The 25,182-nt window shown below is 48.5% G+C and carries 26 protein-coding genes, 1 pseudogene and 1 other annotated feature; of the genes and pseudogenes, 26 read left to right on the top strand and 1 reads right to left on the bottom strand.

Annotated elements, in window-relative coordinates; all coding sequences use genetic code 11:
- Positions 1–15 precede the first annotated feature (15 nt).
- From V1499_RS15700 to V1499_RS15580, 25 genes are all read left to right on the top strand, one after another.
- The gene (locus V1499_RS15700; protein WP_409270813.1) at positions 16–1,677 is read left to right on the top strand and encodes a GspE/PulE family protein; all 1,662 of its coding nucleotides are present in this window, start codon (positions 16–18) and stop codon (positions 1,675–1,677) included.
- 10 nt (positions 1,678–1,687) lie between these two features.
- The gene (locus V1499_RS15695; protein WP_409270812.1) at positions 1,688–2,725 is read left to right on the top strand and encodes a type IV pilus twitching motility protein PilT; all 1,038 of its coding nucleotides are present in this window, start codon (positions 1,688–1,690) and stop codon (positions 2,723–2,725) included.
- 2 nt (positions 2,726–2,727) lie between these two features.
- On the top strand, positions 2,728–3,942 hold the full coding sequence (locus V1499_RS15690; protein WP_409270811.1) for a type II secretion system F family protein: 1,215 nt from the start codon (positions 2,728–2,730) through the stop codon (positions 3,940–3,942).
- 113 nt (positions 3,943–4,055) lie between these two features.
- Entirely contained in the window at positions 4,056–4,550 is a 495-nt protein-coding gene (locus V1499_RS15685; RefSeq protein WP_409270810.1) for a type II secretion system protein, read from the top strand.
- A gap of 4 nt (positions 4,551–4,554) precedes the next feature.
- The gene (locus V1499_RS15680; RefSeq protein WP_409270809.1) at positions 4,555–5,301 is read left to right on the top strand and encodes a prepilin peptidase; all 747 of its coding nucleotides are present in this window, start codon (positions 4,555–4,557) and stop codon (positions 5,299–5,301) included.
- 77 nt (positions 5,302–5,378) lie between these two features.
- Positions 5,379–6,374: a type IV pilus biogenesis protein PilM gene (gene pilM, locus V1499_RS15675; RefSeq protein ID WP_409270808.1), complete on the top strand. Its 996-nt coding sequence runs from the start codon at positions 5,379–5,381 to the stop codon at positions 6,372–6,374.
- Entirely contained in the window at positions 6,374–7,009 is a 636-nt protein-coding gene (locus V1499_RS15670) for a PilN domain-containing protein (RefSeq protein WP_409270807.1), read from the top strand. The genes pilM and V1499_RS15670 overlap by 1 nt, the downstream gene beginning before the upstream one ends.
- The gene (locus V1499_RS15665) at positions 7,006–7,827 is read left to right on the top strand and encodes a hypothetical protein (RefSeq protein WP_409270806.1); all 822 of its coding nucleotides are present in this window, start codon (positions 7,006–7,008) and stop codon (positions 7,825–7,827) included. Before V1499_RS15670 ends, V1499_RS15665 begins: the two co-directional genes overlap by 4 nt.
- Positions 7,828–7,938: 111 nt before the next feature.
- Positions 7,939–8,985 carry an SPOR domain-containing protein gene (locus V1499_RS15660; protein ID WP_409270805.1) on the top strand — a complete coding sequence of 349 codons (1,047 nt, stop codon included), beginning with the start codon at positions 7,939–7,941 and terminating at the stop codon, positions 8,983–8,985.
- A gap of 205 nt (positions 8,986–9,190) precedes the next feature.
- On the top strand, positions 9,191–9,763 hold the full coding sequence (locus tag V1499_RS15655) for a Maf family protein (RefSeq protein WP_409270804.1): 573 nt from the start codon (positions 9,191–9,193) through the stop codon (positions 9,761–9,763).
- 136 nt (positions 9,764–9,899) lie between these two features.
- The gene (gene radC, locus V1499_RS15650) at positions 9,900–10,571 is read left to right on the top strand and encodes a RadC family protein (protein ID WP_396954743.1); all 672 of its coding nucleotides are present in this window, start codon (positions 9,900–9,902) and stop codon (positions 10,569–10,571) included.
- A 159-nt stretch (positions 10,572–10,730) separates the two neighbouring features.
- Positions 10,731–11,753 carry a rod shape-determining protein gene (locus V1499_RS15645; protein ID WP_409270803.1) on the top strand — a complete coding sequence of 341 codons (1,023 nt, stop codon included), beginning with the start codon at positions 10,731–10,733 and terminating at the stop codon, positions 11,751–11,753.
- Between the two features lie 26 nt (positions 11,754–11,779).
- Positions 11,780–12,661: a rod shape-determining protein MreC gene (gene mreC / locus V1499_RS15640; RefSeq protein WP_409270802.1), complete on the top strand. Its 882-nt coding sequence runs from the start codon at positions 11,780–11,782 to the stop codon at positions 12,659–12,661.
- A complete protein-coding gene (gene mreD / locus V1499_RS15635; RefSeq protein ID WP_409270801.1) occupies positions 12,658–13,176 on the top strand; it encodes a rod shape-determining protein MreD in 519 nt (172 codons plus the stop codon). Before mreC ends, mreD begins: the two co-directional genes overlap by 4 nt.
- A 108-nt stretch (positions 13,177–13,284) precedes the next feature.
- Positions 13,285–13,965: a septum site-determining protein MinC gene (gene minC, locus V1499_RS15630; protein ID WP_409270800.1), complete on the top strand. Its 681-nt coding sequence runs from the start codon at positions 13,285–13,287 to the stop codon at positions 13,963–13,965.
- A 1-nt stretch (position 13,966) separates the two neighbouring features.
- The gene (gene minD, locus V1499_RS15625) at positions 13,967–14,773 is read left to right on the top strand and encodes a septum site-determining protein MinD (protein WP_409270799.1); all 807 of its coding nucleotides are present in this window, start codon (positions 13,967–13,969) and stop codon (positions 14,771–14,773) included.
- A gap of 321 nt (positions 14,774–15,094) precedes the next feature.
- On the top strand, positions 15,095–15,859 hold the full coding sequence (locus tag V1499_RS15620) for a peptidoglycan DD-metalloendopeptidase family protein (RefSeq protein WP_409270798.1): 765 nt from the start codon (positions 15,095–15,097) through the stop codon (positions 15,857–15,859).
- Positions 15,852–16,721, top strand: coding sequence for a M50 family metallopeptidase (locus V1499_RS15615; protein WP_409270797.1), 870 nt, complete (start codon positions 15,852–15,854; stop codon positions 16,719–16,721). The genes V1499_RS15620 and V1499_RS15615 overlap by 8 nt, the downstream gene beginning before the upstream one ends.
- 82 nt (positions 16,722–16,803) lie before the next feature.
- Positions 16,804–18,288, top strand: a complete 1,485-nt coding sequence (locus V1499_RS15610) for an Rne/Rng family ribonuclease (RefSeq protein WP_409270796.1) — start codon at positions 16,804–16,806, stop codon at positions 18,286–18,288.
- Positions 18,289–18,337: 49 nt separating this feature from the next.
- Positions 18,338–18,417 (top strand) — a sequence feature (ribosomal protein L21 leader region).
- 14 nt (positions 18,418–18,431) lie between these two features.
- Positions 18,432–18,740 carry a 50S ribosomal protein L21 gene (rplU, locus tag V1499_RS15605; protein ID WP_409270795.1) on the top strand — a complete coding sequence of 103 codons (309 nt, stop codon included), beginning with the start codon at positions 18,432–18,434 and terminating at the stop codon, positions 18,738–18,740.
- Positions 18,741–18,751: 11 nt separating this feature from the next.
- Entirely contained in the window at positions 18,752–19,093 is a 342-nt protein-coding gene (locus V1499_RS15600) for a ribosomal-processing cysteine protease Prp (RefSeq protein ID WP_409270794.1), read from the top strand.
- On the top strand, positions 19,094–19,387 hold the full coding sequence (gene rpmA, locus V1499_RS15595) for a 50S ribosomal protein L27 (RefSeq protein WP_053367270.1): 294 nt from the start codon (positions 19,094–19,096) through the stop codon (positions 19,385–19,387). It begins immediately after the preceding gene.
- A gap of 170 nt (positions 19,388–19,557) precedes the next feature.
- Complete coding sequence (locus tag V1499_RS15590) at positions 19,558–20,091, top strand: Spo0B C-terminal domain-containing protein (protein WP_409270793.1); 534 nt, start codon at positions 19,558–19,560, stop codon at positions 20,089–20,091.
- A 45-nt stretch (positions 20,092–20,136) separates the two neighbouring features.
- Positions 20,137–21,429 carry a GTPase ObgE gene (gene obgE, locus V1499_RS15585; protein WP_409270792.1) on the top strand — a complete coding sequence of 431 codons (1,293 nt, stop codon included), beginning with the start codon at positions 20,137–20,139 and terminating at the stop codon, positions 21,427–21,429.
- Positions 21,430–21,454: 25 nt separating this feature from the next.
- The gene (locus V1499_RS15580; protein ID WP_409270791.1) at positions 21,455–21,910 is read left to right on the top strand and encodes an ACT domain-containing protein; all 456 of its coding nucleotides are present in this window, start codon (positions 21,455–21,457) and stop codon (positions 21,908–21,910) included.
- Between the two features lie 321 nt (positions 21,911–22,231).
- Here V1499_RS15580 and V1499_RS15575 read toward each other — a convergent pair whose 3' ends face one another.
- Positions 22,232–22,774 carry a transcription repressor NadR gene (locus V1499_RS15575; protein ID WP_409270790.1) on the bottom strand — a complete coding sequence of 181 codons (543 nt, stop codon included), beginning with the start codon at positions 22,772–22,774 and terminating at the stop codon, positions 22,232–22,234.
- A 187-nt stretch (positions 22,775–22,961) separates the two neighbouring features.
- On the opposite strand from V1499_RS15575, the pseudogene safA reads away from it, so the two are divergent.
- Positions 22,962–23,112, top strand: a pseudogene (gene safA / locus V1499_RS15570) (SafA/ExsA family spore coat assembly protein); the annotation flags it as partial.
- Between the last annotated feature and the right edge of the window lie 2,070 nt (positions 23,113–25,182).

The following is a 25,182-nucleotide window of genomic DNA, read 5'->3' as shown; positions in this document are numbered from 1 at the left end:
TGAGCAGGGATAGTTATGATAAGAACGAAAAAACGGCTAGGTGATTTGCTCATTGAAGCAGGTCTTATCACTGAGGAGCAGCTTCAAGCCGCTCTTGCTGAAAAAGCTCCACGGCAACGGCTAGGGGAAGCGCTCGTCCAGCGCGGCACCATCACGGAGCAGCAGCTAATTGAAGTGTTGGAGATTCAGCTTGGGATTCCGCACATTAGCCTGTTCAGTTATCCTTTTGACAAAAACCTTTTCAACCTTGTCTCGAAGGAAATGGCTCGAAGGCACCTTGTCATTCCTCTTAAAAAAGAAGGGGACAAGCTGTTTATTGCGATGTCGGATCCATTGGATTTCCTCGCCATTGATGACTTAAGGCTGTCCACCGGATTTCAAATAGAGGTTGCCATTGCGACAAAAGATGATATTGTCAGAGCTATTAATAAATATTACAACAGTGACGATGTGCTTGAGGAATTCCTCGGCGACCTTCCGACAAAGGATGTTGCCAGCGAAATTGAGGTTACAGAAGCTGACTCGCCAATCGTTCGGCTTGTCAATACGCTGCTTTCAAACGCCGCGGCGCATAAAGCGAGTGATATCCATATTGACCCCCAGGAAACGAAAGTGGTTATTCGGTACCGGATCGATGGGGTCCTAAGGGTTGAACGGGTCCTTCCAAAAAGCATGCAAAGCGTATTGGCGGCAAGGATTAAGATTATGGCAAACCTCGATATTACCGAATACCGAATCCCTCAAGATGGCAGGATCAAGGTTAATCTAGATTTCCATCCAATCGATTTGAGGGTGTCGACCTTGCCGACCGTGTTCGGCGAAAAGATCGTGATGCGTCTCATGGATATGGGGAGTACGCTGAACGATTTGGCGAAGCTTGGCTTCAACCAGCTGAATTTCAAGCGCTTCAACGATATGATTGAAAGACCGACCGGGATTGTCCTGATTACAGGCCCCACCGGGTCGGGTAAATCATCGACGCTCTATGCGGCTCTGAACAGGCTGAACAGCGAGGAAGTAAATATTATTACGATTGAGGATCCTGTCGAGTACCAGCTTGAGGGCATCAACCAAATCCAGGTGAACCAGAATGTCGGGATGACGTTCGCGACCGGATTGCGTTCCATCCTCCGACAGGACCCGAATATTGTCATGGTGGGGGAAATCCGCGACAAGGAAACGGTCGATGTCGCAATCAGAGCATCACTGACCGGGCACCTCGTCCTAAGCACGCTCCACACGAATGACTCGCTTGGCACAATTACCCGCCTTGTTGATATGGGAGTCGAGCCGTTCATGGTGGCTTCAGCACTAAGCGGGGTTGTTGCACAGCGACTTGTCAGAAAAGTGTGCCGGGACTGTGCCGAAACAGTTGAGCCTTCAAAGCGGGAAATTGATATTTTTCAAAGGCGAGGAATTAAAATTGAAAAGGTCCCACGCGGGCGTGGCTGCTCATCATGCAATATGACGGGCTATAAAGGGAGGATTGCCCTCCATGAAGTTCTAGTCGTCAATGACGAACTTAGGCGGGCGATTATGGACGGAGAAACATTCCAGGTATTGCGTGATATCGCTGTTAAAAACAGGACGATTTTCCTTATTGATGACGGCCTTCTAAAAATTAAACAAGGATTGACGACAACGGAAGAAGTGCTCAGAGTAGCCATTCTGGAATAGGGGAGCGCATATGAAGGAGAAAATTGACCTGATTTTAAGGGCCGCGTTTGAACATAAAGCATCGGATATCCACATGACAGTGGGCATCCCGCCTGTTTTTCGGATTAACGGGGAACTGAAAAAGTATGGAAAGGAACCATTGATGCCAGCAGACACGGAGGGAATGGCAAGGTCGATTGTTCCGGTTGATAAGTGGAATGCCTTTAAAGAGCACGGAGAATTGGATTTTTCGTATAGTATTTCCGGTTTATCGCGGTTCCGTGTTAACACGTACCACCAGCGAAACTGCATTGCGATGGCTCTTAGGACGGTTCCATCGAAGATTCCGACGATTGAGGAGCTTGGCATGCCCGAAACATTGCACAAGCTTGCCGAAAAACCACAGGGGCTTGTGCTCGTTACAGGCCCAACCGGGAGCGGAAAATCGACGACACTCGCTTCAATGATCCATTACATGAACATGGCGATGCGTAAGCATATCATTACACTCGAAGATCCGATTGAGTACCTTCATAAACACGGGAATTCGATCATTGACCAGCGTGAAGTCGGGATGGATACCGGCAATTTCGCAAATGGCCTCCGCGCCGCTCTGCGACAGGATCCGGACGTCATCCTTGTCGGGGAGATGCGCGATCTTGAAACGATTCAGACGGCGATTACCGCAGCGGAAACCGGCCACCTTGTACTTGGAACGCTTCATACATCAAGCGCACCGGCCACAATCAACCGAATCTTGGACGTGTTTCCGCCGGCGCAGCAGGCCCAGATTCGGATTCAGCTGGCATCCGTTCTGGTCGGGATTATTTCACAGCGGTTGTTTCCGACCACCGACAGACGAGGGAGAAAGGCCGCGACCGAAATTATGATTAACAACGCGGCAATCGCTAACCTAATCCGCAACGAAAAAGTTCATCAGATACCAAGTGTCATGCAAACGTCGCGCGCCCTCGGGATGCACACGCTTGAGTCGAACATAAAAGAACTGATTGAAAAAGGCTTTATTCATAGAGAAGTGGCGGAGCCATATTTTCAGGAGATGGTGTAGGGATGGCCAGATTTAAATACGAGGGCCGCGACAGGAAAGGCCCGCGCCAAGGTACCATTAACGCGGTTTCGAAACGCGACGCGCTCCTTAAGCTGAAAGAGGACGGCGTCCGGGTTGTCGACATTATAGAAGTGCCTGAAACACTCCTTACGAAGGATATTACAATCGGAAATCCCGTTAAGCTTGAGCACTTCGTCATTTATATAAGGCAGTTCGCGACACTTTTGAAAGCGGGGGTAACGGTCGTGGACGCGACGGCCATCCTTGCTTCACAGACGGAAAGCAAGCCATTAAAAAAGGCGCTGGTCGAGGTTGAATCGGAACTTCGGGAAGGTCACCCGCTTTCACAGGCTGTAACTCAGCATAAAAAGATTTTCGTTCCAATGTTTGTCAATATGATTAGAGCCGGGGAAGTCGGCGGAAATCTCGATGAAACGCTTGAGCGTCTTGCCGACCATTTTGAAAAACAGCACCATACAAGGCAAAAGATTGTTTCGGCGTTAACATATCCCGCTGTTATCGGCATCCTTGCCATAGGGGTAGTAATATTCCTACTGACAACAATTGTTCCGACATTCGTGACGATGTTTGCCGACCTAGGAGGGGAACTCCCGGCCATCACCCGTTTTGTGCTTGCAGCGAGCGAGTTCGTCCAGGGCTTTTGGTGGCTGATGCTTTTAATTGCGATTTCAACCGTTGGCGGGATAGTCGCAATCCGCAGGAAAAAGGAGACTAAGTATTACCTGGATTATGCCTTGCTGCGGATGCCGATTTTCGGAATGCTCTTGCAAAAAGCGGTCCTCGCAAGGATGACAAGGACGTTAAGCTCTTTGTTCTCAAGCTCAGTCCCAATTCTCCAGGCTATGTCCATTGTGGAAAATGTTGTTGAGAATGAAGTAATTGCCCGTGTCATCCGCAAATCGCGTGATTCACTTGAAAAAGGGCAGTCAATGACAATTCCGATGCAGGAGCATTGGGCGTTCCCGCCGCTTGTGACTCAAATGGTCATCATCGGCGAGCAAACCGGTTCCCTTGATTCGATGCTTACGAAGGTCGCCGAATTTTACGAGAAAGAGGTCGATATCGGGACAGACAAGCTGAAGTCATTAATCGAGCCGCTGATGATTGTCGTCCTCGCAACAATTGTAGGAACCATCGTCACAAGCATAATGGTGCCAATGTTCGAAATGTTCAATCAATTTGATAAAAAATACTAAAAATAGACGTAAACCTTCCAAAAATTTGTACTTTTGACATCATTCTCTGTTGTATAATAGGAGAGAACTAATATCATAGGTTCACAAAACAAAACATATAAGGAGTGGGGAAAATGTTCAAAAATATTAAGAAAAAAATGAAAGACCAGCGCGGCTTGACCTTGGTTGAATTGCTTGCTGTAATTGTTATTTTGGGAATCATTTCGGCGATTGCGGTACCGTCGATTGGTGGGTTGATTGACAATACAAAGAAGGATGCGCATTTGGCTAATGCTCAGCAAATGATTAATTCTGCAAAATTGGCGGTAACAACTAACACAACCCTACAAGATTCAAACACATATTTTTTAACCTTAGAATATTTAGAAGATAAGAAATTTATGGATTTTGTTAAGGATCCTGATAAAACTAATAATGGATACACTCGTGGTACAAATGTTGAGCCTTTAAAACAAACTGCTAATCCTACGGGTTCATGGATTAAAATAGTAAAGGGTAAAGTTGCTGAAGTAAATCTTGTTAATTCAGAACGTGGAATACAAGGCGTAGCTGAGGAAAATCTAACTCGTGAAAGTGTTACTGCAGTAGCTAAGGCTTCTGGAAACTAAAAAAATGTCTTTTTATTTTCTTTTCCTATACGGCATCACCCTAGGCTCCTTCTTTAACGTCGTCGGCCTGCGGGTGCCGGAAGGCCAATCAATTGTTAAGCCGCGCTCTGCCTGCCCAAATTGCAGGCAGCAGCTGCGGGCGTCGGATATTGTCCCGGTATTTTCATATGTATTTCTCCGGGGGAAATGCCGTGGCTGTGGTACGCGGATTTCCCCTATTTACCCAATAACCGAGCTGCTGACAGGTATCCTGTTTTCGCTGGCTCCAGTCGTCCTCGGGTGGTCATGGGAGCTTGTCGTCGCCTGGACGCTCATTTCCCTTTTTATGATTATTTTTGTTTCGGATATCCACTATATGATTATCCCTGATAAAATATTGCTTGTGTTTGCAGGGATTTTTTTAGTTGAACGGGTGCTTTGGCCGCTTTCGCCATGGTGGGATTCCCTGCTCGGTGCGGCAGTCGGTTTTGTTTTGCTGCTCCTAATTGCCCTAGTAAGCAAGGGCGGTATGGGTGGAGGAGATATTAAGCTATTCGCAGTTATTGGTTTCGTGGTGGGAACGAAGCTTGTTTTGCTTTCTTTCTTTTTTGCGACGTTGTTCGGTGCTGTTTTTGGCGCACTTGGACTTATGCTCAGGCTCGTCAAGCGTAAGCAGCCGATACCGTTCGGGCCGTTTATTGGACTGGGGACGCTTGTTGCGTACTTTTACGGCTCAAAACTAATTGACTGGTATTTTAACTTTTTTTATTGAGGTTTTTAGGTGAAAGACGGTTTTCCCGGAGATGGTACAGTGCAGCCGGGTTCATTATAGATAAAGGGGTAGTATCAATGGCCTTTTCCCTTTCCTTCGGCAACAAACGGAACGTCAACCTTATATTCAACGATCACTCCATCCGCTACCTGGAGCTTAAAAGCGTCCACCCGCCCATTCCTTTAAAGTGGGGGGAACACTTCCTTCCGCCAGGAGTTATTTCTGATGGAAAAATAACCGACTACGAAACACTCTCAACCATTCTGGACGAATGCATTGAAGAATGGAAGATTCAGAGGCGCCAGGTGAACTTTATCGTCCCAGACCCGCTAGTCATCATTCGGAAGATCGCTATTCCTATTGACATCCAGGAGGATGAGGTGAAAAGCCATTTATATATGGAGCTTGGTTCAAGCATCCATTTACCCTTCGAGGACCCGGTTTTCGATGTTTACCCTCTCGGTGAAAAGGACGGAAAAAAAGAACTCCTCCTGTTCGCGTCACCCGAGAAATTTGTTATGGATTTTGCGAATCTTTTGTCCAGTTTGAAGCTGCAGCCGGCAGCGGCGGATATTTCACCGCTCGCCCTTTACCGTATTTACTATATGATGGACAAGGCTCATCGGGCAGAAAACCTGTTTACGGCCCACATCAATCTCACAAGCGTCAGCATGTGTATTTTTGAAGGTCATATCCCATACTTCATGCGGCATTTCCCGCTCGACTTTAATGTGGCCAAATGGGATGTCCGGCGCGGCCGTTCCGACGAATGCGAATACGTGTTCAAAGGTGATCCGGCAGAGCTTGAAGAACAGTTTTTATCCATTTACAGCGAAATGGGCAAACTGATGGACTTTTACCGTTATTCCGTTTCCGGGGGAACAAAAGGGGTAACGAAAATCCTCCTTGACGGGGACCACCCTATGCTAAACAAAATCCACAAGGAACTAGGCGAGCAATTTGGGCTGCCTATCGTCACCTTTCCTTCCGAGACAGTCCAGAATGGGCGGAATAGGATTTTGCCGCCAGGCCATACATTGGCGCTTGGCCTGGCTTTGAAAGAGGTAGAATAATGCTGATTGATATTAACCTGCTCCCGAAAAAGGAGCGAAAAAGCTCGGGCATTATTTTCACCGCATTGGCTTTTTCCTTATTGTTCCTGGCTGTGGGCGTTTTCCTTTACTGGCAGACAACAACGCTTAAAAATGATATCGCAGTCGTCGAAAACCAGATTGATACAACAAAAAAGATTGCCGAACTGGAAGAAAAAAAGGCCAATGAAGTAATTTCCGCGGATTCCGTTACAAAGCTTCAACAGTCAATAGAATGGGCTGAACAATACGCAATTCCGTCTGTTCCAGTGATGAAAGAATTCACATCCTTGCTGCCTGAGCGAGGATTCATCCTTACATTTGCGTATCAGGAAACTGGGGAACTGGCATTGACAGTCCAATTCGACACTAGCCGTGAAGCAGCCTATTTCCTGAACAGGCTAAACGAATCAAGTTGGGTTAAAGAGGCTGATTTATCAAGCCTTTCCGCTTCAGAAACCGAAAAGGATCAAGCCGCCGATGGGAAGGGTGCCATTCATGCGGCCGCAAGCCCCAAAGAGGAATATCTTCCGCGCTATACCGGCCAATTCCAAATTACTCTCAACAAGGATGTCGTAAAGTCGGCAATCCAAAGTGAAGGGGAGGATGGCTTATGAGGATCGACTCATTCGATAAACAAAAATGGGTGAGTGCCCTCCTCGTTCTCTTGCTGATTACGTTCGGTGCGGGTGCATACTTTTTAGCGATCCAGCCGTTAAAAGACGAGCTTAAGATGAAACAGGAGAGCCTGAGAACCGAGGAACAGCTTCTTGCCATCATTCAGGGAAAAGAAAAGGAAACAGAAAATTTTACTCCAGAAAGCTCGACGCAAATGCAGTACAAAATACCAGTCAATCCCCTTGTCGAACAGATGATCCTTGACTTGGAAAAAGCCGAGGTCGTTTCGGGATCGAAAATCCTTTCAATGGCCTTCGCGAAAGATAGCGAAGTGGCCGTCCAGGAAGAAACGGAAGCCGCCGGGGGAGAAACAACAACGGAAACCGCCACGGGAGATGCCCAAAACGCAGAAACCGGCAATGCTGATGAAAACCAGGAAGGCCAGGCCGAAGGGACTTTACCCCAGCCGAAATCAGTCATCCAGGTTCCTGAAGGCGTCAAAAAAGTCACCGTTCAGCTGTCCGTCGAATCCCCTGGCTATGCCGAGCTTGAAAAATTCGTTTCCACACTTGAAAGCATGAAGCGAATCACCGTGGTTGAATCGATTGCCTATACCGGCGGGGCTGAAATCACATCTCTTCAGCAAAAAGATGAACCGCTTAAATTCAGCATCACGGTATCCGGCTTTTATATGCCTGAGTTGGAGGATTTAGCCCAGCAACTTCCGGATATCGGTACACCAGAGCCGGCCGGAAAAAGGAACCCGCTTTCTTCTTTTAGCGGTGAAGAATCCGAAGAAAAGATAAATGAAAATTGAATCGCTTATTGGCGAAAGCATCTGATAACAAGGCGACAAAAACCTTGTTATTTTTTTTTGCCCCTGTGATAGGATGAAAAAAACCAGCCGTCGGCAAAAGGGGAGCTGATTGTGGACAAGCGGAAAAACAATACAATAAAAATAAAATTAAATAATGAATCGAGCCCAGTGCTTAATAAGCCCAAATTGGAAAAGGCCCAATTGGACAGGCCAGAATTGGACAGGCCCCAAATGATGGACCCGCAAAACATTGAAGGTGAACCACCGCCTCTAGAAGAAACGGCCGCCACTCTTGAAGCAGGTGAAGAGGCCTTTGATTGGATCCTTCCGGAGGAAGAACCAGTCGAACATGGGAAATTCATTATTAATGAAGCCTCCGATTCAGCATCCATTTATCCGAAGCAATCCGCCTCAACGAAACGGAAAAATGGTTCTCCAATCAAGCCGGCCATCCTTACGATCGTTTTCGCAATTATTGTAGGAGTGGGCCTCGGAGCGGGCATGTGGAAGCTCGTCTTTAGCGAAAAAGAAACCGCTACAGCCATCCAGCCGGAAGTGGAGATAACCAAGCCGTCCGGGGAAACGAAACCTTCAGCTTCGACGATACAACTGCCCCCTCTCTCGGCTTTTGTTGTCCAGGAGGGGATTTACTCCTCAAAAGAATCCGCGGAAATCGCCAGGAAGAATCTTGAGGAAAAAGGGATTCCGGCGGCAGTGCTTGATAAGGATGGACAGGGTATGCTTCTTGCCGGGATAGCGGGAAGCATCGAAAGCGCGAATGGCATTGGTGAACAATTAACCGAGAAGGGTATTGCCATCTATGCAAAGGAGGTCACTTTCTCGGCGCGCCAAAAAGAAAACGTAACCTCAATGGAAAAACAATTCTTGGCCATTGTGCCGGAATTTTTCGAAAAAATGGGCTCTTCAGCGGGTTTGGCAATGGAAGGGAAGACGGCCGGTGGAACCGCCGCCATAATCAAAGAACTGGATGCGATCGATGCCAGCAAGCTTTCAAACCCGGACATAAAAACCCTATACAGCGAGCTGGCGGAGGCTGCTAAGAATCTTGAAACGTATGAAAAAACGGGGAACCGGCAAAATGCCATCGCCGCTCAATCCCATCTCCTGAATTTCATCGCCAAGTATCAAGCGTTTTAACTATTATTTTTTTAAAGAAACGCCAGGCTTTTTGCCACGGCGTTTTTTTGATTGCTATATCCGCCATCATCCGATTCGAACCGACAGGGAATGAATAAGAAGCAAAAAGTTTCGCCACTTTAAACATTAGAAATTGTTTGCCGGGCGGAAGTTTGATACGATAAATCTGTATCTCCCCAAACCGAGTAAAAAGAAAGGTGATTGCATGCCGAACCTCATTTTAGCCTCTTCATCTCCACGAAGAAAAGAACTTCTGGAAAATCTCCAATTGAAATTCGAAATTCACAGCTCAGATGTCGACGAAAGCTTTGAACCGGGTACGTCCCCTGATGAAATCGTCATGGGCCTTGCCGAGCGGAAGGCAAAGGCTGTATTTGACATGCATCCTGATGGCTTTGTCCTAGGATCCGATACAGTTGTCGTCTGCGATGGCGCCATTTTAGGCAAGCCATCCGGCCGCGAGGAGGCAATCCGGATGCTGAAGCAATTATCCGGCAGGACGCACCAGGTGTTTACCGGGGTTGCCATTGCAAGCCCTGGAGGCATAACCCGTTTTTACGAAAAGACAGAAGTCCAATTTTGGGAGCTGTCGGACAGGGAAATCGAGTACTATGCAGATAGCGGGGAACCTTTCGACAAGGCGGGCGGCTATGGAATTCAGGGGCTTGGCAGCATGCTTGTCAAAAGGATTGATGGGGATTACTTCGCCGTCATGGGCCTTCCTGTATCGCGTACGGTCCGTGAACTGAAGAAGGCCGGTTATCCGCTTCCCTATTAAACTGCTTCGTTCCATTAAAGCTTTGAATTGGGAGGGAAAAGCTTTCCTTTTAGTAAGGCTTTTCCGTTATCGGCTTTTTCCCGCTCCCATGCTCCCTACAACATAGGGAGGAATTAGATTGACTGCAAATTCATTGATGATTCGTGACTACCCCCAGGAAGAAAGGCCGCGGGAACGTTTTATCGCAGGCGGGCCGGCCAGCCTTTCAAATCATGAACTGATTGCGCTTTTGCTCCGGACCGGAACAAAGGACGAGTCAGTCCTTCAGCTCTCCAACCGCCTTTTGTCCCATTTTGAAGGGTTGAGGCTTCTGAAAGCCGCATCACTAGAGGAAATTACCGCAATAAAAGGAATCGGGACCGCGAAAGCGATTCTGCTCATGGCAGCCCTGGAACTCGGAAGCCGTGTGGCAAACCTGACGAATAACGATCGTTATGTTATCAGGTCGCCCGAGGACGGCGCGAACTATGTGATGAATGAAATGCGTTTTTTGAGCCAGGAGCATTTCGTATGCCTCTATCTCAACACGAAAAACCAGGTGCTCCACAAACAGACGATTTTTATCGGCAGCCTGAATGCATCGATCGTCCATCCGCGTGAGGTCTACAAGGAAGCTTTCCGCCGTTCCGCCGCCTCCATCATCTGCCTCCATAACCACCCTTCCGGGGACCCGACTCCGAGCCGGGAAGACATCGAGGTAACAAAGAGGCTGTCCGAGTGCGGCAAGATTATTGGCATCGATTTGCTCGACCATCTCATCATCGGCGAAAATAAATTCGTCAGCCTGAAGGAAAAAGGGTATTTGTAACACTATGTTTTTATTTGACGTTACGATATAATATTGTTTATGATTTTTGCGGGCGCAGACTTACAAAAATCGATGAATAACAAAAATAACTTCAATTTTTTATAAAATGAATCGGCTCGAAATTGACTGCATTTTTGCATGGGAAAGGGAGATACAAACATGTTTGGAATTGGGACAAGAGACCTTGGCATAGATTTGGGGACTGCCAACACACTCATATATGTAAAAGGAAAGGGCATCGTTCTGAGGGAACCGTCTGTTGTTGCCCTGCAAATGGATACAAAGCAAATTGTCGCTGTCGGGAATGACGCGAAAAATATGATTGGGCGGACGCCAGGGAACATCGTGGCCCTACGGCCGATGAAAGACGGTGTCATCGCGGATTACGAAACTACCGCGACTATGATGAAGCATTATATTAAAATGGCGATGAAAAACAAGAGCTTATGGGGTGGGAAGCCTTACATAATGGTGTGTGTTCCATCCGGGATCACGGCTGTCGAGCAGCGCGCGGTCATCGATGCAACAAAGCAGGCCGGCGCAAGGGACGCCTTCCCGATCGAGGAACCGTTTGCGGCCGCGATTGGTGCGAACCTTCCTGTTTGGGAACCGACCGGAAGCATGGTCGTCGATATCGGCGGCGGAACGACTGAAGTGGCGATCATCTCGCTTGGCGGGATCGTGACGAGCCAGTCGATCCGCATTGCAGGTGACGAAATGGATGAAGCGATCATCCAATACATCCGCAAGACGTATAACCTGATGATCGGGGACCGGACTGCCGAAAGCATCAAGGTGGAAATCGGTTCTGCCGGTGAACCTGAGGGCATTGAGAATATGGAAATCCGAGGGCGGGACCTTCTTACCGGCCTTCCGAAAACGATTGAAATTACGCCAGGTGAAATCGCCACCGCGTTGCATGATACCGTTTATGCGATTGTGGATGCCGTGAAAAATACCCTTGAAAAGACCCCGCCGGAGCTTGCTGCCGATATTATGGACCGTGGAATCGTCCTGACCGGAGGCGGCGCGCTTCTCAGGAATCTCGACAAGGTCATTGGCGAGGAAACGAATATGCCAGTCCTTATAGCTGAAAATCCGCTTGACTGCGTCGCGATTGGGACAGGGAAGGCGCTTGACCATATCAATTTGTTTAAGAACAAGCCCAGGGATTCCCGCTAAATGTTTGTAAATAGAGGTGTCGTATCATGCCCCAGCTTTTTTTGAATAAACGCCTCATTATTTTACTTGTAAGTATCATTCTCTTGGTAGCATTGATTGGATTTTCTTTAAGGGAGCGGGAAAAACTGTCCTGGCCGGAGCAATTTTTGAAAGACAGCACCGGCTGGGCTCAGTCCCTCATCTCGAGGCCGGTCCAGTATGTGGCTGGTTTTTTTGAAAATGTAGGCGACCTTCAGGATACATACAACGAAAATAAAGAGCTTAAATCACGCGTGGAAGACATGGTCCGTCTTGAATCCGAAGTGTACAAGCTTAAAAAGGAGAACGAGGAGCTACGCAAGATCCTTGGAAAAAAAGAATCTCTCCGGGATTCAGAGACAATCCACGCTGCGGTCATTGGACGTAATCCGGACCGTTGGAATGAAATCATCATCATCAACAAAGGCACTTCGGACAAAGTCGGCAAGAACATGGCTGTCATTACCGCCGAAGGGCTAATTGGAAAAATTAAAAGCGCCAACGATTTTACCTCGTCAGTCCAACTTTTAAGCGCGATGGACCCAAAGAACAGGATTTCCGTTGTCACGCAAGGGAAATCTGAAGTTTTCGGTTTTGTCGAAGGATATGACGAAGAGAAAAAGCTGCTGAAGGTTAAGAAAATCCCATATGAGGCAAAAGTGGAAAAAGGACAGACCGTCATAACATCAGGCCTTGGCGGCGTATTCCCGGCCGGCCTTCTTGTCGGGGAAGTTGTCGAAGTGGAGCCCGATCAATATGGTTTGAACCAGATCGCGCTTGTGAAGCCGGGTGCAAACTTTTATGACATTGGCGATGTGATCGTCGTTAAAAGGCTGATGACCGAGCCGAATAAAGCGGATATGGTGGACGATAAGGAGGAAGAATTGTGAAGCGTTTCTTCCTTCCTCTTTTGTTGTTCGTTTTTTTTACCGTTGAAAGTATTTTTGTCCAGCTCCTGCCATCTGAATTCTTCTATGGAAAATGGATTCTCGTGCCAAGGTTCCTGATTGCCGTCCTGTTGCTGCTGGCCATGTACGGCTCGCAAAAATACGCCATCCTGTACGGATTTGCTTTTGGTCTGCTCTTTGATATTGTTTATACCGAAATCATCGGGATATATTTATTCCTTTTTCCTCTTACAATCTATTTGGTTATGAGGGCCATGAAGATTCTCCAGACGAACGCGCTGGTCGTTACGATCGTTATGTTGGCTGGCATCGCCTTACTGGAACTTGTAATCTATAAAATGAACAGCTTCATCCATATTACCGATATTAGCATGAAGGAATTTGCGAATACGAGGCTCCTGCCGACCTTGTGCCTGAATCTCATATTCATCGTAGCCGCCTTTTACCCGCTCAAGCGATACTTTGAAAAATTAGCAGAGCAGGAAATCCTTTCTTAAAGGAATTTTGGCAGGGTATGTCGAATAATTAATGGAAGGCCACAATAGGTCTGGCTTTCAGGCGAAAGGCCCATCTGCGTGTTTTTACAATTGAGGTGAAGTACGGCCATGAACAAAGTCCAAAACGTAATGATTAAGGGGACAAAGGACGGCATTACACTGTTCCTTGATGATTTATGCTCCTATGACGACCTTAAGCGAGAACTGGTCGAAAAGCTTTCGTCACAGAAGCCGAGGAATGGTGAATCAACCCTTTTGCATGTAAAAGTAAATACAGGCAACCGCTACCTGACGGCGGTTCAAAAGGATGAACTTGTTGAGCTTATCAGCCAAAAGAAAAACCTGGTTGTAGATGCGGTCGACTCGAACGTTCTTACAAAGGAAGAAGCAGAGGAACGAAGGCAGGCGGAATCCGTAACCATGGTTTCAAAAATGATTCGGTCCGGCCAGGTGCTTGAAGTGCCCGGCGATCTGCTCCTTGTCGGGGACGTCAACCCGGGCGGAGTGGTGATGGCCGGGGGGAATATTTTCATCATGGGCATCCTGAAGGGAATTGCCCATGCGGGATGCTACGGCAACCGGGATGCGGTGATCGCTGCTTCAGCCATGAAGCCATCCCAGCTGCGGATCAGCCATTATTTGACGAGCGTCCCGGAAACCGCTGGGAATGACAGCCAGCGTGAGATGGAGTGCGCATACATAAATGAAATGAATGAGATCGTTTTTGACAGGCTGCAGTCTCTAGCGGGCATTCGGCCTGGATTGACCAGATTTGAAGGAGGGCGTTAACGTGGGAGAAGCAATGGTAATCACATCCGGGAAGGGCGGCGTCGGCAAAACGACGACTTCTGCTAATTTGGGTACCGCCCTGGCGTTGCTGGGGAAAAAGGTATGCCTGGTTGATACGGATATCGGCCTCCGGAATCTTGATGTTGTCATGGGACTTGAAAACAGAATCATTTACGACCTTGTCGATGTGGCTGCCGGTCGCTGCAAAATGCACCAGGCCCTTGTAAAGGATAAACGCTTCGACGGGCTTTTGTATTTGCTGCCTGCCGCGCAGACGGAAGACAAGACAGCAGTCACCCCAGACCAGGTGAAGGATCTTGTCGAAAAATTAAAGCAGGAGTTCGACTATATTATCATCGATTGCCCCGCGGGAATTGAACACGGTTACAAAAACGCGATTGCAGGCGCGGACAAGGCCATCGTTGTCACAACTCCCGAAAAGTCCGCGGTACGCGATGCTGACAGGATTATCGGACTCCTTGAAAAAGAAGAAAACATCGAGCCGCCAAGACTGATCATCAACCGGATCCGCCCGCACATGATGCGCAACGGCGAAACGATGGACGTTGATGATATTACCGAGCATTTATCGATTGAATTGCTCGGAATCGTAGCCGACGATGATGAGGTCATTAAGGCTTCCCATTACGGCGAGCCGATTGCGATGAACCCAAACAGCAAGGCATCGATAGCCTACCGCAACATCGCGCGGAGGATTCTTGGCGAGTCCATCCCGCTCCAGCAGCTTGAGGAAGAGAACAAAGGCGTGCTGTCCAAAATCAAAAAATTCTTCGGAGTCCGTGCGTAGAATCATAGAATAAGAGACATTCCCGTTCAGCCATAGAGCTGGACGGGATTTTTGATTTCCGGTGATTATTGGTGTCACGGATGTATCAAGGTTGTAGATTCCAAGCAGTCAAGCAACCCCCGGATCCGGATTCGTGACAACGTGGAGCGAAAATCCGGTTTAGTTGTCACGCAAATCCCCGGCTCGTGACAACCGGGAACGAAAACCCGGTTTGCTGTCCCTTACCCTACAGAATGATTAGTGAACTATCTACGCCAGTCATACCCGGGACAACTCCTTCATAGACTTGTACAAAAAGGAATAAAAGGGCTGGTGGGGTACATGTCAAACAGGGAGGAAATCCGGAAACGGATTGCCAGGCGAAAAAAAGAAAGGGGTTTGCACAACCGGAAGATCACTGGAAGGAAACCTGCTGCCTGGCTTGCGGATGAAGATAAATATGGAATGGACGGCTTCGTTTCCTTTGAAGTAGGGCCGGGAGATGAAGGGCATCCGCTTTTTCGGAAAGAAGTGTTCTTTTTCAAGCTGCTGAGCTCGGCTGTCCTCTTTCTAGTGATTGCGATTGTTTTCAAAAGCCAGTCGCCCGTCCTTGAACCAATAAAAAATTTGGTTGTGAAAGGGTTCAACCAGGACTTTCAATTCGCCGCGGCTACCAAATGGTATGAGGATAAATTCGGCAAGCCGCTCGCCCTTCTTCCGGAACCGAAAGAAAAGAGTGAGCCTCATCCCGACTTTTCCGTGCCTGCTTTAGGAAAAATCCTTGAGAATTTTGAAAAAAATGGCCAGGGTATCATGATTGAAACGGAAAAGGAGGCGCCAATCGAGGCCATTAACGAAGGGTTTGTCACGTATGCCGGGTTTAAAGAAGGAATTGGAAAAACAGTCGTCATCCAGCACGCAGACAAAACCGAATCATGGTACGGGAATCTCGATTCAATCGATGTAGCACTGTACGAGTACATTGATAAAGAAAAAGTAATCGGAACCGTCGGCGTTGGCGAGGATGAGTTAAAGGGTGAGTTTTATTTTGCAATCAAAAAGGGCGGGGATTTCATTGATCCCATCCAGGTGATCCGTTTTGAATAAAGCGGTTTCCCTTCTGAAACTTATCCATATCCATCCCCTCTTGTGGCTCGCGGCTGCAACGGCGGCGTTTACTGCTCATTTCCTTGAGCTTTGCCTGCTTCTTGTGATTATTTTCTTCCATGAAATCGGGCACGCATTCGCCGCCTGGCGTTTTTCCTGGCGGATAAAAAGGATTTCGCTCCTGCCGTTCGGTGGGGTAGCCGAAATGGATGAACATGGAAACAGGCCGCTGCGGGAAGAGGCGATCGTTATCCTTGCCGGGCCCGCCCAGCACATTTGGATGATGGCGGCGGCGTTTCTGCTAAATGCCAATGGCCTCATACCTGCGCATACGTATGACTTGTTCATAAAATACAATCTGATGATCCTCGTGTTTAATCTTTTCCCGGTTTGGCCGCTTGACGGGGGAAAGCTTCTCTTTCTCCTCCTTTCCACTTGGCGGCCGTTCCCGGAAGCGCACCAATGGACGCTTGCATGCTCAGCTGTCTGCCTAACCTTATTCTCAATAGGCACCCTGCTGACCGTCCCGCTGCATCTGAATATATGGCTTGTGGCGGGTTTTCTTTATTTTTCCCTTTACCTTGAATGGAAACAGCGCCATTATGTTTTCATCCGGTTCCTGCTGGAGCGGTATTATGGGAAAACAGGGTCTGGCTTTCCCGCGATTAGGCCAATCAAGGTTGAGGAGACGGAAGGCGTCCTCCAGGTTCTTTCAAAATTCCGCCGCGGCTGCAAACATTCGATTGTTGTCGGAGGGGATGGCGGCGATAAAGGCATTCTTGATGAAAATGAAGTTCTCCATTTCTTTTTTTCCGAAAAAAAGACAGGCGGGAAAATTGGCGACCTGTTTTACGCATATTAAAAAGGCGTTCCCCGGATTTCCTGGCGAACGTTTTTTTTTGTGTCTATAATGGAGGAAGGAAATTACGAAGCGGGGAATACGTGTGGACAAACTGATTATAAATAGCGGCGTAAGGGAAAAACGGGCCGCGTTCATTCATAATGGTAAAATCGAGCAGCTCGAAATCGCGAGGACTGGAGGCCAATCGCTTGTAGGAAGCATCTTTTTTGGCATTGTTACGAAAGTCCTTCCAGGCATGAATGCTGCCTTCGTCGATATAGGAACCGGCAAAAATGCTTACCTTCACAGGAACGGACTGCCCGAATACATCCAGTCGGAGGCTCCGGACAAAGACAAGAAAAGTATATCTGCCTTCGTCCGGCAGGGAGAGCGCCTCCTTGTCCAGGTCGAAAAGGACGAAGCGGGAACAAAAGGCGCGAAAGTAACGGGAATTATTGAGGTAACTGGCACGCACCTCGTGTACATGCCTTCTGGAAACTATATTGCTGTTTCGAAAAAAATTTCAGATCCAGCAAGGCGTGAAGAGCTCCGCCAGCTGGGTACGGAAATGAGGATGGGTGCGGAAGGAGTCCTCTTCCGTACGTCTGCGGGGGAAGCTGCGGATTCGGAGCTGATTGAAGAACTGGGGGAACTGCGAAGGGCCGCCGGGGAGCTTTTCCAAGAATCCGCCTCTCTAAAAAAGCCGGGGCCAGTGGCTGAAAGGGATCCGTTCCTGGAACAGCTTGTCCCGTTGATTGAAAAAATGGCCGCAGGGGATATAGTTGTTGATGACCCGGAACTTTTAAGCGAACTAAAAAAACGGACCGCAAGAGGGGATGGCGGCCCATCGTTCAGTTACTATTCCGGCAAGGAAAACATTTTTGCTCTTCATGGGGCGGACCAGGAAATCGGCAAGCTCTTGAAGAGGGTGGTCTGGCTGGAATATGGCGCCTATTTATTAGTGGAGGAGACAGAAACGCTGACCGCGATCGACGTGAACACAGGAAAGTTCTCGGGAAAAAGCAATCTTGAGGAAACAGTTTTAAAAACGAACCTGCTTGCGGCCGGGGAAATCGCACGGCAAATCAGGCTCAGGGATTTGGCAGGGATCATCCTTGTTGATTTTATAGACATGAAATCGGACGAGAACCGCCAACGGGTTGCCGCGAAAATGGAGTCCGATTTGCGAAAGGACGGTCGGAGGACGAAGGTTGTCGGATTCACGTCACTTGGCATCCTTCAAATCACTAGAAAGCGGCTTGGCCCCTCACTTTCCGGGACACTGACATCCAAATGCCCTTCCTGTGAAGGGACAGGACGGATATCGAGCCCGGAAACAGAAGCGTTCAAACTTGAAAGAGAGCTTTGGGAGCATAGGGGGGCACTTGACGAAGCTGTGTTGGTGGAAACTACCCATGAAGTGAAGGCTGTTTTCGAAGGGGAAGGAAAAGCTCATCTGAAACGGCTCGAGGACTCGCTCGGTTTTAAAATAATGATTGTTCCGGTCTATTCCGCTGTCCATTTTTACACGATCAGGCAGTTTGGGTCTGAGGATGAACTAAGGAAGAAAGCCGACAATACGTATTGACACTATCCATATAATTATGATAGTATTTTCATGTTATGTTTGTAGCGCACCCGTGCTACAACCGCACAAAACAGGTTTTAAGCTTTTGCACCGCGCAAAACGCCTGTGCTGGCGAGTCTTAGACTATGAGGAGGTGCAAGTTCATGTACGCAATTATCGAAACTGGCGGTAAGCAAATCCGTGTAGAAGAAGGCCAAGCCATCTACATCGAGAAGCTGAACGCGGAAGCAGGCGAAACAGTTACTTTTGATAAAGTTCTTTTCGTAGGCGGAGAAAACGTGAAAGTTGGAAGCCCGGTCGTTGAAGGCGCTTCTGTAACAGGTACTGTTGAAAAGCAGGGCCGCGCGAAGAAAATCATTGTTTTCAAGTACAAGGCGAAGAAAAACTATCGCAAAAAGCAAGGTCATCGCCAGCCGTACACTAAAGTTGTCATCGGCAAAATCAACGCGTAAGGCGTGATTGGATGATAGATGCTGTAATTTACCGAAATGACTCCGGCTTGATCCAGTCGTTTTCAATTTCCGGCCACGCGTTTTTTGCAAACAAGGGCAAGGATATCGTCTGTGCGGGCGTATCCGCTGTTTCAGTTGGCGCGATTAATGCCATCCATGAACTGACCGGGATAGTCCCGGAACTTGAACATGGAGACGGACTGCTCCGCTGCGCACTACCGGAAAACATTCCGGCGCAGGAGCAGGGGACGATTCAAATCCTTCTAGAAGGAATGGTTGTCTCATTGAGGACGATTGAGGAAGAATACGGAAAGCACATACGGATTACCTTCAAAAACCAGGAGGTGGAATAAATGTTATTGAAATTGGATCTTCAATTGTTTGCTTCCAAAAAGGGAGTAGGTTCTACAAAGAACGGCCGTGACTCCATCTCTAAGCGCCTTGGCGCGAAGCGTGCGGATGGCCAGTTCGTTACAGGTGGATCAATCCTGTACCGCCAGCGTGGTACTAAGATCTATCCAGGTGAAAACGTAGGCCGCGGTGGAGACGACACTCTTTTCGCAAAAGTTGACGGCGTTGTGAAGTTCGAACGCATGGGCCGTGACCGCAAAAAAGTAAGTGTTTATCCAGCAGCTCAAGAAGCTTAAGTTTAAAAGATTATTGGGAAACTCTAGCCTTCACGGTTGGAGTTTTCTTTTTTTCTTAAAAGGAAATTGGGATACATAGCGGGAATTCCCTGAATAGACCATATTTGCATACGCGGAAATCTTTTTTTGTTATACTAATGGCAAACAGCAACGGGTACAAGGAGTAGTATATGGAGAAAAATTGGGATGTTGTCGGAGTCCTCAGGCATTCCCGCCATGATTGGCTTAATCGCCTTCAGCTTATAAAAGGGAATCTTGATTTGAACCGGGTAGACCGCGCCAAAGCCATTGTTGACCAGATTATTATTGAAACACAGCACGAATCGAAACTTTCGAATTTGAAAATGCCCATGTTCGCAACGCTTTTGTTGACTGCGAATTGGGAAAAGCATCATTTTCTACTTGATTATGAGGTGCTTCACGAAACGGAAACGAAGCCTGTAAATGAAAATGAAATCACAAAATGGACTGCCGCGTTTTTTGCGGTATTGGACCGTTCCTTGGAAGCGTTCCAGGAAAACAGCCTCTCGATCTGTATCGATCAGGTGACCGAAGGAATTCGTTTCTTTTTCGATTTTAGCGGAATAATAACGGAAACTGCGCTGCTTAAAGAGTTTCTGGAACAATCAGTGGAAGCCGCCGTTACAGTTCAAAGCTTTTCGGATTCGGAACTTTCCATAGAGGTGTTCATGCCGTTTCGCTAGCGGAAGGGAATTTGTAGGATTTGCAGCAGGACGGGAGGAATAGTTATGTTTGTTGACCAGGTGAAAGTATATGTGAAAGGCGGGGACGGCGGCGATGGGATGGTTGCCTTCCGCCGTGAAAAATATGTGCCGATGGGCGGGCCTGCCGGCGGTGATGGCGGCTCTGGGGCAAATGTTGTTTTCCAGGTAGAGGAAGGCCTCAGCACATTGATGGACTTCCGCTATCAGCGCCATTTTAAAGCGCCACGAGGGGAACATGGAATGTCGAAGAACCAGCATGGTAAAAATGCGAAGGACATGGTGGTAAAGGTTCCTCCGGGTACAGTTGTTTACGATGAAGAAACGAATGCAATCATCGCTGACCTTGTCGAGCACGGCCAAACGGCGGTAATCGCAAAGGGAGGGCGCGGCGGGCGCGGGAATTCTCGGTTTGCGACCCCTGCAAATCCGGCGCCACAGCTTTCCGAAAAAGGGGAGCCGGGGCAGGAGCGGAACGTTATCCTAGAATTGAAGCTTCTTGCCGATGTTGGGCTTGTCGGTTTCCCGAGCGTTGGGAAATCTACGCTTCTTTCGGTCGTGTCAGCCGCGAAGCCGAAAATCGCCGAGTACCATTTTACAACAATCGTCCCGAACCTTGGGGTGGTTGAAACGGAAGATGGCCGAAGCTTTGTCATGGCGGACCTTCCCGGACTGATTGAAGGGGCCCATCAGGGAGTTGGGCTTGGCCATCAGTTTTTAAGGCATATTGAAAGGACACGGGTCATTGTCCATGTCATTGATATGGCGGCAAGCGAGGGACGAGACCCATTTGATGATTATCAAAAAATTAACGATGAACTGAAGCAATACAACCTGAGGCTGACAGAACGGCCGCAAATCATCGTTGCCAATAAAATGGACATGCCGGATGCGGAAGAAAACCTGAAGAGCTTCAAGGAACAATTGAAGGAGGACTTCCCCGTATTCCCGATTTCGGCCATTACGAGGCAGGGCCTGCGGGATTTGTTGTTCGCGATTGCGGATAAAATCGCGGAAACTCCGGAATTCCCGCTTTATGAAGAAGCGCTTGATGATACGAGTGTCAATAGGGTCGTCTATAAGCATGAGAAGGAAGAACAGGAGTTTAAAATTACGAGGGATCCAGATGGCGCGTATGTCATTTCCGGCGACAGCGTAGAACGCCTCTTCAAAATGACGGATTTCTCCCGCGACGAGTCGGTGCGGCGTTTTGCCCGCCAGCTCCGTGGCATGGGCATCGACCAGGCGCTGCGTGAAAGAGGCGCGAAGGACGGCGATACAGTCAGGCTGCTTGAGTTTGAATTTGAATTTGTTGAGTAATGCTCCGGGGTAAAGAGGTGTTGCAATGAAATCCAACCGTTTTGATAAGAAATTTTACTTGGTCAGGGAAGATGTCCTGCCAGATGTCATGAAGAAGACACTGGAAGCAAAGGAACTGTTGGACAGGGGAAAGGCGGAATCCGTCGGAGAAGCAGCCGCGATTGTTGATTTGAGCAGGAGCGCGTACTACAAATACCGCGATACGGTCTTCCCTTTTTCATCTGTCGTCAAGGACAGGCTGATTACGCTTTTTATTTATCTTGAGGACCGTTCTGGAGCCCTTTCGCGCCTACTTACGCTTGTCGCGGAAGCGGACTGCAACGTTTTGACAATCCATCAAACGATTCCGCTTCAAGGCAGGGCGAATATTACCATCTCACTGAACATCTCGCAAATCAAGGGCGAAATTGAACATCTGCTCGAAAAAATACGAAGCCTCGATTACGTTGAAAAGGTAGAGGTCGTTGGAACGGGGGTATAGCCTCCTGTTACAGGAAGGCGCGCGGCAATTTTTGCCGCGCGCCTTTTTGGTTTTAGGAAACACCAGACGCCTTCTTCATTCCGCCATCTCTATTCTGAAAATAGCATAAATTGTTAAGGAAACTTAATGCCCGAACAGCAGTGGTCAGTGGTTCCTTCGGTCAATAAAGGAAAATTTAACGCCCGAACAGCAGTAAAGGCGTTTTCAACGTTCAATATTTTAATATCTATAAATTGAACACATAATTAATCAAATATAACAGGATAAAACAAAAATCCCCATCGAGCCGTACGCATGGGGATTTTTAATATAAGGAAGGGATCAGCCGATTTCAAAAAGGATTCCTGCTTTCTTCAGGGCGGCTTCCGCCTTTTCAAGCGCCTGCTCCGACGGCGCCGACAGGGTGTGAAGATGATACCCGCCTGTTAGTTCGGACAAAAAAGCCGCTTTTGTAGTCCGGATTTTTTCAATAAATTGCTTTACCTCATGGCGGTTCGAGACCATGATGGAGGCGGTGAGGTCACCGTAGACAGGATGTTCGATTCTTACATCCCTGACTGTAACCCCCTCATCCACAATCAACATTAGTTCTTCCTCTGTCCTGCCAGGCGGATGATGGCAGGGCACTGTTTTTTCAAAAACGGGTGACAGCGACGATTGCCTTAAATATAGATATCCCTGGCTTGTCGCGATAATTGGTTCGTTTTTTGCCTTTAAGAGAGTAATATCGCCTACGATAATCTGTCTGCTGACCTTCGCAGTTGAAGCCAGTTCGCTTCCCGTGATTGGCGCGTTGCTATTTTTCAAGAGGGAAAGCAGCATTTGCCTCCGCTCGTCCCCAAGGAGTTTCTTTTCCTCTCCCATATGTACCACTCCAGTAACTGTTTATTTCGCTTCCATTATTTTATCATATTTACGGGCCGGACCGCGATAGCACAAGGGCATACGTCATAAACGAGGAGCCTAAGGCATAACTTTTTAAGTAGATTGTTAGCAATTTGCCCACACGCACATACACTATATGGACTTATGCCATAGGAGGGAAATCAGAGTGAAAATCCATATCGTACAGAAAGGGGATACTCTTTGGAAGATCGCCAAGAAGTACGGCGTGAATTTTGAAGAGCTGAAGAAACTAAATTCACAGCTCAGCAATCCTGATATGATTATGCCCGGTATGAAAATAAAAGTTCCGTCAGGGGGAGGCACGGTAAAGAAAGAATCTTCCCAGGGAGGAGCGGCAATCAAATTCGGGACAAAAAAGGAAGTGCCTGTTGCTGAGCACCCGTTCGCCAATATAAAAGCGCCGCAGCCTGAGGAAACGCCCGATGTTCCGTTACCTGCACAGCCAATCGCCATGGAATCGCCCGTCGCTCCTTACACCCCGAAAATGCCCCAGCAAATCATACAGGAAAATTATTTACTAAACATAGCCGCGCCGAAAAAAGAGGTTCCAATTAAAAAGGAAATGCCGATTAAACAGGTTCCAATTAAAAAGGAAATGCCGATTAAACAAGTTCCAATTAAAAAGGAAATGCCAATTAAAGCAGTTCCGATCAAAAAAGAAATGCCGCTTAAAGAAGTACCAATAAAAAAGGAAGCGCCAATTCAGCCGAAAAAGGAAATTCCGCTTCCTCCCATAAAGGAAGTTCCCATCCAGGCTGTAAAAGAGCAGCCGGTCCTTCCTTTAAAAGAAGTTCCCATGCCTCCGCCGATAAAAGAAGTTCCGCTACCGCCAAAAGTTGAAATGCCGATGAAGACTCCTCCGCCCTCACCCGCACCGGTAATGCCTGTAAGCGAGGGGCAACCAGTAATGTATGAGGAATATTGTGTCCCGGTAACGCCGGTGATGCCTGGCGTTTGTTATCCATGCCCTGTGCCATGCCCGCCCTTTCCTGAAGCAATTTTACCGGAGGCTGACTGCGCGCCTTATCCTGTTGTCCATGGAGTAATGCATGATCCGTGTTATCCAGTTCCTCAGGTAGGAGGGGTTATGTACCAGGCCGATCCGTGTTATCCACAGCCAGTCGTTCACGGCGCAATGTATGAAGCACAGCCGCTCATGATGGGAAATGAACCTCCAATGGTAGCGGGGGTAGCAGGTACAATGTATACGCATCATTATGAGGCTGAATCTTCCTCATCTTCATCTTCCTCCGTGCCTTTACTGTATCAGATGGGCCACGGACAGCAGCCGCATGGCCAGTACGCAGGGTATGCGGGGCAGTTATACGGCCAAGGAAATCCTGATGGAGCCCAGCAAATGCCAGGCTTTATGGAGCAGCCTGTAATGGGCCAGCAATTCAACCCTTTAGGGAGCCAGCAACTTCCTTATACACAGCAAATGCCGGGGGCGGGCTTCATGGAAGATGAATCGCCTATTGGTTATAGCGGAGGTCCATACCAGCAGACACCTTATGGAGGACAGCTGCCATTTGGGCAAACAACGCCTTTGGCAGGCCAGCAATTCCCAATGGACGGTATGCAGCCAATGTACGGTGGCCAGCTTCCAACGGGCGGACAGATGCCATACGGCCAGCAGTTCCCTATGGGCGGTGCCCAACCAATGTACGGCGGGCAGCTTTCTGGGGACGGACAGATGCCATACGGACAGCAATTCCCGATGGGCGGCATGCAGCCAATGTTTGGCCAGCCTTCTCCAGGAGGGGAGCAGCACATCCCGACATTTAGCGGGCAGCACTTTATGCCTGGCCAGCAATTCCCGATGGGCGGCGCTCAGCCAATGTACGGCGGACAAATGCCGATGGGCGGACAAATGCCGATGGGCGGACAAAAGCCAGTCGGCCAGCAATTCCCGATGGGCGGCGCCCAGCCAATGTTCGGCGGACAGATGCCAATGGGTGGACAAATGCCAGTCGGGCAGCAATTCCCGATGGGTGGAGGCCAGCCAATGTACGGGGAGCAGGTGCCTATGGGCGGACAAATGCCAGTCGGGCAGCAGTTCCCAATGAGCGGTACCCAACCAATGTTCGGCCAACCTTATCCAGGAGGGGAGCAGCACATTCCGACTTTCAGCGGACAGCACTTTATGCCTGGCCAACAGCTCCCAATGGGCGGCACCCAGCCAATGTATGGCGGGCAGATGCCATATGGCCAGCAGCTTCCGATGTTAGGCGGCCAGATGCCATATGGCGAACAGCAGATGGGCACCCAACTGCCTGGACAGTCTGGAACACAAACCGGCCAATCGCAGCAAAGGGACCGAAACGAGCGGGAAGTGGCTGAAAGGGAAATCGATCCGTCCATTCCGC

This window comes from Neobacillus oceani, assembly GCF_046237595.1.
GTDB lineage: Bacteria > Bacillota > Bacilli > Bacillales > Cytobacillaceae > Bacillus_D > Bacillus_D oceani.
The sequence above is the reverse complement of the archived record's forward strand: the minus strand, read 5'-3'. Positions and strand labels throughout refer to the sequence as shown.